Origin of the sequence: Bacillus sp. Xin1 (assembly GCF_013314535.1) — a bacterium.
Taxonomy (GTDB): Bacteria; Bacillota; Bacilli; order Bacillales; family Bacillaceae_G; genus Bacillus_A.
Genome location: NZ_JABUAE010000079.1, coordinates 1 through 8,597 on the forward strand (window position 1 = coordinate 1; position 8,597 = coordinate 8,597).

Sequence of the window (8,597 nt, forward strand, 5' to 3'; positions counted from 1 at the left end):
ATTTCGCATCAAAATCGATAGGGGTCTGCGACGCTTTTCGGCTTCGCCGAGCCATGCTAAGCATAGCAAAAAAACCTCGGACTTTGTCCGAACCTACAAGGGGAACTTTTCCCCTTGACCCCATCAATCAAACTCCCCAACCCCTCAAAACTTTGAGGGGCTCCCTCGCCGATTGGCAGGCCAAAACGATGGACGTTTTGGTTCTGCAAGAGGGTTGCATAGTGAGTATGTCAACTCCTTATCCTCCCGTCCCCTTGCGGGTTCGGTCCGGTACCGTTGACATATCTCATATAACTACCATATTTTTAAAAAGGGATACCTCCCACATTTTAACAAAAACATACGCTAAGCAATTTTCGACATAAAAAAATACTAATTTTACTACCTTAAGGTAATTTTATTTATCTCAAAATCAAAATCTCAATTAAAATTAATAGCAATGAGTTTTGAAAATCTCTTAGCGTATAAAAACTTTAAAATGTGCGTACTCCCCCAATCTATCCAATAACAATAATAAAAAAGGAGTCAGCTTACAAGCTGGCTCCTTTTTATTAGTTTAATATAAAGTAAATTATCTTCAGAAAACTTATGTATATTTAGATAAATTTCCTATTTTTTTCATAGTAAAAATATAGAGTTTCAAAAGAAACCTTGTAAAATCAACTAATTATAGAGGTAGAACTATTCCTCCTATGATGATTCTGATTATTTTTACAATAATATCCCATAGATCTGGATGTGTGTTAAGCCATTGAATAAGAGCACTTAGCCCATTGTTCTTAGCAATAACAAGATCTTTATAGGCAGTTGGATTTAATACTGTACTCAAAACGGGTTGTAGCTTATACCAATATTGTGATAATACTAATGCAACGTTTTCCATAAAACCCCTCCTAAATTATTATTATATGATGATTATACCAAAAATATCCTATTAAAACTATTATTTTCAAAAATATACATTTTTTGTATAGAAAAATAGGTATCGGAATACTCTTAGTTATTAAAATCACTTATTTTCATATTGAAGCTTGCCTGAAGTGTTTTTTTTCGATTTCGGTCTGTCCCCCTATTAGTTTTAGTTCTTTAAATTTTTTTTTAAAAGTAGAACCTAAACTAAATACCAGCCATAAAACAATAGCCAACATAGTCCATATGATTACTAAAATCACAATCGAAATCATAATATCTTTTAAGAAAACAAATTTTAATAATGAATTAGAAGTAAATAATCCTTTTATTACATAAAAAATAGTAAACACTAAACTAGCTCCTAAAAAATAAAGTGGATATTTTAAATTAAATCATAAATTCAAAATAAATCGATAATTCATCAAGTAACTTTAGTCACCTATTGCATAATACTCCTTGTTTTTGAGTATAGATACTGGACAATCATGTAAGTCAAAGCAGTAACCCCCACAAATTTAGCATAACTGCATATAAGTATCACATTACCAAAGTAAAAAATTGTACGCTAAAAATACAAAATTCTATGAAAGTAAACCTTTAGATAGAAGTTTACTTTCATAAAGATATGTTAAAAAAAAGAATCTGCAATAGATTCTTTTTTTCAACATATCTTAAACCAGAAAAATGCTACTACCTTTAAATCTTTGTTAGGGGCAAAGATTTAAAAAAGAGTTTAGCTTACTAATAATTTTACACAAATGAAATATATAATAAATTGATAATATTTATATTAAAAATTCCCAATATTAAGTTAATTTAATCCCTATTACTCCCATGAAAAAAAACATTAATATAAAATTTTAACTAATAAGTTTTATATTTTTTATTAAGAAAATGAAAGTAAACTTTTGAATATTAGTTTACTTTCAAATTACCGTAATCATTGACTTTATTGTACTTAACCTATTTTCTTCAAAAACACTAACAAAAGTATACATTCAAAACACGATAAATAAAGAGTTTAAAATACCTATAAACAAAAAAAGAAAAAGCTAGATTTATGATAGCTTTTTACATAAGTCACATTTTAAGTAGTAAAAAAGGATCTTCAATTCAATACCCTTTTTACTACTTCTAATAGTTCTATTCATTTTCCATGGAATCAGCTTTTGTTACATGTACAGTACCAAATGGATGATTAGGAGGAGCATATATCGAGTAAAGTTTTAGAGGAATATTACCTGTATTGGTTAGATTATGCCATGTTCCAGCCGGTATCATTATGGCAGAATCATCATAGACATTTCTTTTAAAGTTTAAATTATCTTTACTCTTGCCCATTTGAATAATCCCCTGGCCTTGTTCAATACGTAAGAACTGATCAACGTTAGAATGCATCTCCAAACCGATATTCTCGCCAACATTGAGACTCATTAAAGTAACTTGTAAATGTGTTCCTGTCCATAAAGCAGTACGATAGGTATTGTTTTGCTTCGTTGCTTCACTGATATTAATGACAAATGATTTTGGTCCATAATCTGTTAATGAAATTCTTCTGTCATCGTTGGAAGAGCAAAAAGGATCAAATTTGTTTGTATACTCTATCTCATTAGGAAAAGTCCAGTAAACAGACTGTCTTCCATAGTTATACATTGGTACATTAACATAATAAAGATATTGATATGGATATATATAAGGATCATAGTACATCTTTCCCAATCCCTTCATGTTTTTACAAAATTATTCTATGCACTTGTTAAAGGAATGTACTTGGATTTAAGGTGACTTATTAAAGATACATGAATACGTTATACAAATCTAATTGGGGTATCGCCAGCATTTTGAAAAAAACAAGCTAAGAGTTTTTAAGTCGTTTTAGTCTTGTTTTAAATTATATTGTATTAAATGTATGAAGAACCGATGGTATCCACATACTATTATTCAAAACAAGGCATGATTTTTGGAAGGGTGTAAAATTGGCAAATATATTGATGATTATAGTATGTATTAGGATTTTCATGAAAGAATATGTGTTTGATCATTAATTTTAACAAAATAATAGTTGAACGTTCTGAACCTACTATTCGGGGGAGCATAATACGTTTGTCTGTACTTATTAGTAATATCATTCAATTTTGTTGTAAAAAACGTTTTATCGAGGTGAGACTTCATATGGATCATATTGGGCAAATTACCATAGAACTTGTGGTTGGTTTTTTTGTACTATTAATTGCTGCAAAATTGTTAGGAAAAACACAGATTTCTCAACTTACCCCTTTTGATTTTGTTTCTGCGATTGTTCTTGGTGAACTTGTAGGGAATTCTATTTATGATTCTAAAGTGAAGGTATGGTCAATTCTATATGCAGTATTTGTGTGGGTCATACTTATTTATACGATAGAAGTGTTAACACAAAAATGGAGAAAAACACGAAATATTTTTGAAGGAAATCCTTCCATTATTATACGAAATGGATGTATCGATAGAAAACAATTAAGTGCAAATCATTTAGATATTAACCAACTACATCAAATGTTGCGACAGCAAAAAGATATTTTTTCCATTCGAGAAGTTGAATATATGATATTGGAACCGAATGGAAAAATAAGTGTCTTAAAAAAACCAAAATATGCATCTCCTACAATAGAAGATTTAAGTTTAAAACAGAAAGCTGTATATCTGCCGATTTCATTAATTAGTGACGGGGAAGTTGTTAAGGATAATTTAAAGCAAGCAGGATTTGATGAAAATTGGCTTTTCAAACAAATTAAACGAAAAGGTATTATAAGGTTTGAAGATGTATTATATGCAGAATGGAAACCAAATGAAGGTTTCTTTTGCCAAAAAATGAATGAATCATGATTTCAACAACTAGAACAATGAAATTCAATAATGAATTGTTTCATCTCTATTCTTGTATTATAAAATGTTTATTTAAATGTTTAAAAGTGTTTCCAAAAAAAATAAAAGAAAAGGTGTATTGTGAGATGAAATTAAATTTTACACGTGTAATCTTGTTATTAGTTATTATCGGTTTAATGTACTTTCTCTTACAAAATTTACTTTAAATCCTCCGCTATTGTGTTGAAAGTGGTTTTTAAAGGTAATCATAATCATGCTACTAAGATATGTTATAAATGATGTGTGAACATTTCAACTTACAAAATTTACGATTATTGAACTTAAACCAGTCCATTTACTTTTAATAGGGTAAGAATCAACTGGTTAGGGTTCAAAATATCCTTAGCGTGTTTTTTTTCTAAAATGCTGGCTAGCCATCACTCCTCCCCAAAAGCAAGGACCAACTTGAAAAAATTAAAGAAGCGTGAGGGAAAATCTATTTTGTACTGACTTGTATATCATGTAATTTTAAATTGTCTTTTCAAACCAACCAAAGGCAATTTCTGATTCAATGATTTCATTATCTGGTGAAACTAAAAAAATAATAAAGGATTCACCGCATGAAAAAATAAATTTTCCATCTTCATCACTTGTTAAAGTACTTTGTGGTGGTACAATTCGGTTAAATACATTTACTCCTTTTTTAGGAAATCCCTCAACTAACTCTGCAAATTCGATTTCTATTTTTGGTTTTGGGAGTGGAGAAAGAGTTGTATTTGCAGGAGCTATTTTGTCTGAAATCATTATTTTTCCAGGTAATATGGGATTAAACCAAATTTCAGCTGTAAAAGGTTGATCAGAATGATTTGTAATGGTAAACGCATTTACAAATAAATTTACATTTGAATGACAAGGATTCACTAATCCCCCCCAAGCATTTTTTCCTTCTCCTAAATGAATGGTTTCAGTTTGCCCAACAAAATATCTTCCTTGTAGAGATTGAAATAATGGGTTAGGTATATTTACAGTTTTAATAAATTGATCCTTTTTTTTAAACTTTGACATAGAGAATTATCTCCTTTTTAGTAAAGTTTATGTATATTGGTAAATAATGTTTGGATGAATATGAAATTTAATAAGACAATTATTAAACATAATAAAATGATTTTCTAATGAGTTTAAATAGTAAATATCTTATTTATGTGAGGTTAACATAACGCATCATTATCGAAAGTTTTTTCTTTTAAAAACCCTCATAATATCAACATTTTGCGTATAGTTTGCGACTCATTCTTTATGGCTCTATTTTATATATTCCTATAACAGTGCGGGTCTTCTGTTTTATTGTTTTGTAATTTTTGTATAAACCTTTGTATATATGGCTTGTCCAAATTAATAGCAATTATTATTAAAATATGTAATTTATTTAGACTATATATATTCCTGAAAATTTTAGGGATTCCCAATATATCTTATTCTTCTTTCCTATTCTTTTATGGGAATAACATATGTATATTTTTATGTGAACATAATGGACAGATTGCGTGAACAAAATGAACGGTTCACAGGTAATTGCTTGATATATATAGAATTTTTTAGTATGGATGGATGGAAGATAGATGGACATTTGAACAGACTGGAGGTGTTCATGATGGAAAACAACCAAGAATGGATAAGCGTAAATGATCTTGCTAAAAAGGTTGATGTATCTGAAAATACATTAAAGCGCTATATAAGAAGACATGAACAATTCCTTACAGTAAAACAAGGGAATCGTAGCAAGTATTTTATTCATTCTGATTCTGTAAAAATCATAAAACAGATAAAAAAGTTGTATAACGATAACATGAATGAAGAGGAAGTTAATAAAAAATTACAAACAAGTGGAGTACCCTTAATTATTACTGTCTCAACAGATAATAATGGAGTAGAACCTTTATCTATGAACATCTTGGACACCATGAACGCGTTATATGAACGGCTTGGACAACTTGAACAAATTAATAAAAATCAAAGTGAACAACTAGAAGAACTAAAAGAGCTAGTTAAACAACAAGCTAAACAGCAAAAACAACAACAGGATTTTCAAAAAGCTGTGATTCAAAGAATGGATGAACGTGATCAAAACCTAATGGCTATGATCCGTAAAAACCAGGAAACTAAAAAATTGATTGCAACCACTCAACAAAAAAAGTGGTGGCAATTTTGGAAGTAAATATACAGGATTTTATGCAAAAAATAGGGAGACATCGGGAACTATAGGGAGACAGAAAAGCGCGCCACAATAGGAATGTATAAAAATATGCATAGAATGATAAAAAAAGACAAAGGCGGATCCCTTGTACGAGTAAGGACCGCCTGTTTTCCTTGCTACCGATAATAATGCGTTATGTTAACTTTACATGAATGCATTATACATGGTTCTTTGTTCAACGAAAGGGACATGCTATTTTAATAAAAAATGACAGTTCGGAGATACTACCTATCAGAAATTTTAATTAGAATCGAGGTAGTAAATTGGTAGTTCCATTTCGTTTATTCATTGCCTTAATACTGTTAATTAGTTGTCCAATGATAATCAAGGCTAAAGAAATTAAGTATAATCACAACAGCACCACTATTCCAGAAATACAGAAAAAAGTTGATTTTACTATCTTAACTCCAAAAAAGATTCCAGATGATTGGACATTAGATACCAAAACATCCCCTTGGATAAGCCTACATTATATGGATAGCAAGGATACAAAGCTAATGGTTGCTATTCACCTGAGTAGGGGAATTCCACGATCCAATAAAGTCTTTCCCCATGCTGAAAAAATTATGATTAACGGAAATAAGGGTTATTTTTCAGCATGGGGAAATAGTGGAACATTGGACAAGAATGGAGAACTCATTACAGGTGGTTTACTCTGTTGGACACAAGCTGGAACATATGTAGAAATGCAAAGTACAAGATTACCAAAGAAAAAAATGCTAGAAATTGCAAGGTCAATGAATTAACGTTATTTACTTGTAAAGCAATAATAAATATTGAATAAATTAAATACGATAACTTCCTACATCGAGAATTATGTGAACATAAAAGCCCTCCAGTTAAACAATCTGGAGGACTTTTAATAGTCTTCTAAATATACATGATTCCCTATGCTTCGCTATTTTTTATCTTTTTCCTTTGCTTTTTGGCTAGAGTGCTGGCTCGTCGTGTGGGGGCGAAACCCCACGTTTTAAACGTATCTAAACATCGAATAAGAAGAATTGCGGAACGATTAATCTAGGCGGTTCGGCTCGTATACTTGCTAGTCCAAGTCGAGAACCATTGCTTTGCTTTTTGTCTGTCGGCTTGGCGAGAAAAGCACACGAGCCGAAAAAAGTTTTGCAAGGACAAAATAAAAAAGAAAAGGCGTTAGCCTTTAGGTGAGGATAAACGAACCGACTTTTTTATTTTAAGGGTGGAGATTTTTGAGTGTTCTTCTCAAAAATACAACCCGTTCCTTGCGGAACTTTTAGCTATATATATAGAGTGAGAAAGGAAAAATACAAAAACTCAATAATACCAAGGGTTTAAAGGGGGTAGGGTGTGATCAAATGATCACACCTGTGTGATTAAATGATCACACCTAAAAAATGTAAAATAAGACAAAATAAAAAAAAGCAAGACTAAAAGTCAGGCTTTTTTTAAAATAAATAAACTGGTAATTTATGTTTTTTGCTACTATCTTTAATTTTAAAATTACGAAGAGATCTTTTAAAAATATGTTGAGTTGCCTTGTCTACACCATCTTTGGGAGAACAACACATAACATTAGGATTCACAAACCATGTTCTAGAAGAACAAATTCTTCCATCCTCAGTAGTCATTCCAGATTCAGCAACACCAAGTATACCTTTCTTTAATAAGGAATTCATAATCCTAGAAATATATTCTCTAGTATTTCCAAATTGTTCAGCTAAATAACTAGGAGTTGCTGCATTTGTTTCAACCTCTAACTCATTATCTACTCTTTCTATTATTACATTTGTCTTAAATTCAATATAAGGAGTAAGTTTAAACAAAAATGCTTCTTCTTTAGGTTGTAAGTAACCAATTTTATTTAAATAATTTATGTTATCCATAATTAATTGCACGAACTTCACCCCATCAGTTCGTTTTTTCTTTTTGCCTATAAAATAATCTTCACCAGTTGTACTATGTAAAATTTGCAACAATAATTGCTGTTGTTCAGAAGATAAACCCACATTTGCTTGTTCTAAAAAGATTTCAATTTGATTTTCTCTTGATCTAGCTTTCTTTTCAGATTGCTCAAAATCAATAATTTTACTCATGAAAAAAATTCCTCTCCTTCTCTACTAGAAGGAGTCAACCCACTTATGTTAGAATATAGATACTTAAATAGTAAATAAGGGGTAACCCCTTCATAATTTTCCATAAAAAACCCCTAAGTTTGCCGACTCGCGGGGTTTTTTACTTTTTTCATACTTCGACAATATCACAGCATTTTCCTTTTGAAAACAAGTACACTTAAAAAATGGCTATTCAATAACTTTTCTCCCCTCTTATCTAACACAGTTGCTTTCATATGCCTCAGCACACCATTTTAACGCTTCCTTTTTGGCTCCCCTATACTTTGGGTTATCTTTACATTCTCCAACCGCTACAACCAATTCTCATTGCTCATGTGTCTTTGTATCTTTTTTTATTTTGTCATAGTAACTTTTGATTATACTTATCTATCGTTTCTTGAAAGACATCCTTGTATACACTTCGGATGTCCTTTTGAACAAAGTAAATATTCTTGTCTAACCTGGTTGGATCGATGCCAGGATTTCCATGAATGTTTTCCCTA

Annotated in this window: 8 protein-coding genes and 1 pseudogene; 3 read left to right on the plus strand and 6 right to left on the minus strand. The window is 30.7% G+C overall.

Annotation, left to right across the window (positions count from 1 at the left end):
• Window positions 1-667 precede the first annotated feature (667 nt).
• From HRG09_RS26975 to HRG09_RS26985, 3 genes are all read right to left on the minus strand, one after another.
• Window positions 668-883, minus strand: coding sequence for a hypothetical protein (locus HRG09_RS26975; RefSeq protein ID WP_174103898.1), 216 nt, complete (start codon window positions 881-883; stop codon window positions 668-670).
• 136 nt (window positions 884-1,019) lie between these two features.
• Window positions 1,020-1,262 carry a hypothetical protein gene (locus tag HRG09_RS26980; protein ID WP_174103899.1) on the minus strand — a complete coding sequence of 81 codons (243 nt, stop codon included), beginning with the start codon at window positions 1,260-1,262 and terminating at the stop codon, window positions 1,020-1,022.
• Between the two features lie 793 nt (window positions 1,263-2,055).
• Window positions 2,056-2,622 (minus strand): cupin domain-containing protein, encoded by a 567-nt coding sequence (locus HRG09_RS26985; protein WP_174103900.1) that lies wholly within the window; start codon window positions 2,620-2,622, stop codon window positions 2,056-2,058.
• A 462-nt stretch (window positions 2,623-3,084) separates the two neighbouring features.
• Between HRG09_RS26985 and HRG09_RS26990 the strand changes: the two genes are divergently transcribed.
• Entirely contained in the window at window positions 3,085-3,774 is a 690-nt protein-coding gene (locus HRG09_RS26990; RefSeq protein WP_174103905.1) for a YetF domain-containing protein, read from the plus strand.
• Window positions 3,775-4,281: 507 nt separating this feature from the next.
• Here the strand turns inward: HRG09_RS26990 and HRG09_RS26995 are convergent.
• Window positions 4,282-4,818 (minus strand): DUF6143 family protein, encoded by a 537-nt coding sequence (locus HRG09_RS26995; protein WP_174103901.1) that lies wholly within the window; start codon window positions 4,816-4,818, stop codon window positions 4,282-4,284.
• Between the two features lie 586 nt (window positions 4,819-5,404).
• Here HRG09_RS26995 and HRG09_RS27000 point away from each other — a divergent pair.
• Together HRG09_RS27000 and HRG09_RS27005 are read left to right on the plus strand one after the other, a co-directional pair.
• Entirely contained in the window at window positions 5,405-5,968 is a 564-nt protein-coding gene (locus tag HRG09_RS27000; protein WP_254610189.1) for a DUF3967 domain-containing protein, read from the plus strand.
• Window positions 5,969-6,270: 302 nt separating this feature from the next.
• Entirely contained in the window at window positions 6,271-6,753 is a 483-nt protein-coding gene (locus tag HRG09_RS27005) for a DUF4367 domain-containing protein (RefSeq protein WP_174103903.1), read from the plus strand.
• Between the two features lie 675 nt (window positions 6,754-7,428).
• Here the strand turns inward: HRG09_RS27005 and HRG09_RS27010 are convergent.
• A complete protein-coding gene (locus HRG09_RS27010; protein ID WP_174103904.1) occupies window positions 7,429-8,076 on the minus strand; it encodes a MarR family transcriptional regulator in 648 nt (215 codons plus the stop codon).
• Between the two features lie 249 nt (window positions 8,077-8,325).
• Window positions 8,326-8,597 (minus strand): annotated as a pseudogene (locus tag HRG09_RS28660) (plasmid recombination protein); the annotation flags it as partial.

What these genes read in the sequence shown, in the direction of transcription:
- HRG09_RS26975 (WP_174103898.1), bottom strand. Translation starts at nt 883, where the DNA reads ATGGAAAACGTTGCATTAGTATTATCACAATATTGGTATAAGCTACAA.
- HRG09_RS26985 (WP_174103900.1), bottom strand. Translation starts at nt 2,622, where the DNA reads ATGTACTATGATCCTTATATATATCCATATCAATATCTTTATTATGTT.
- HRG09_RS26990 (WP_174103905.1), top strand. Translation starts at nt 3,085, where the DNA reads ATGGATCATATTGGGCAAATTACCATAGAACTTGTGGTTGGTTTTTTT.
- HRG09_RS26995 (WP_174103901.1), bottom strand. Translation starts at nt 4,818, where the DNA reads ATGTCAAAGTTTAAAAAAAAGGATCAATTTATTAAAACTGTAAATATA.
- HRG09_RS27000 (WP_254610189.1), top strand. Translation starts at nt 5,405, where the DNA reads ATGGAAAACAACCAAGAATGGATAAGCGTAAATGATCTTGCTAAAAAG.
- HRG09_RS27010 (WP_174103904.1), bottom strand. Translation starts at nt 8,076, where the DNA reads ATGAGTAAAATTATTGATTTTGAGCAATCTGAAAAGAAAGCTAGATCA.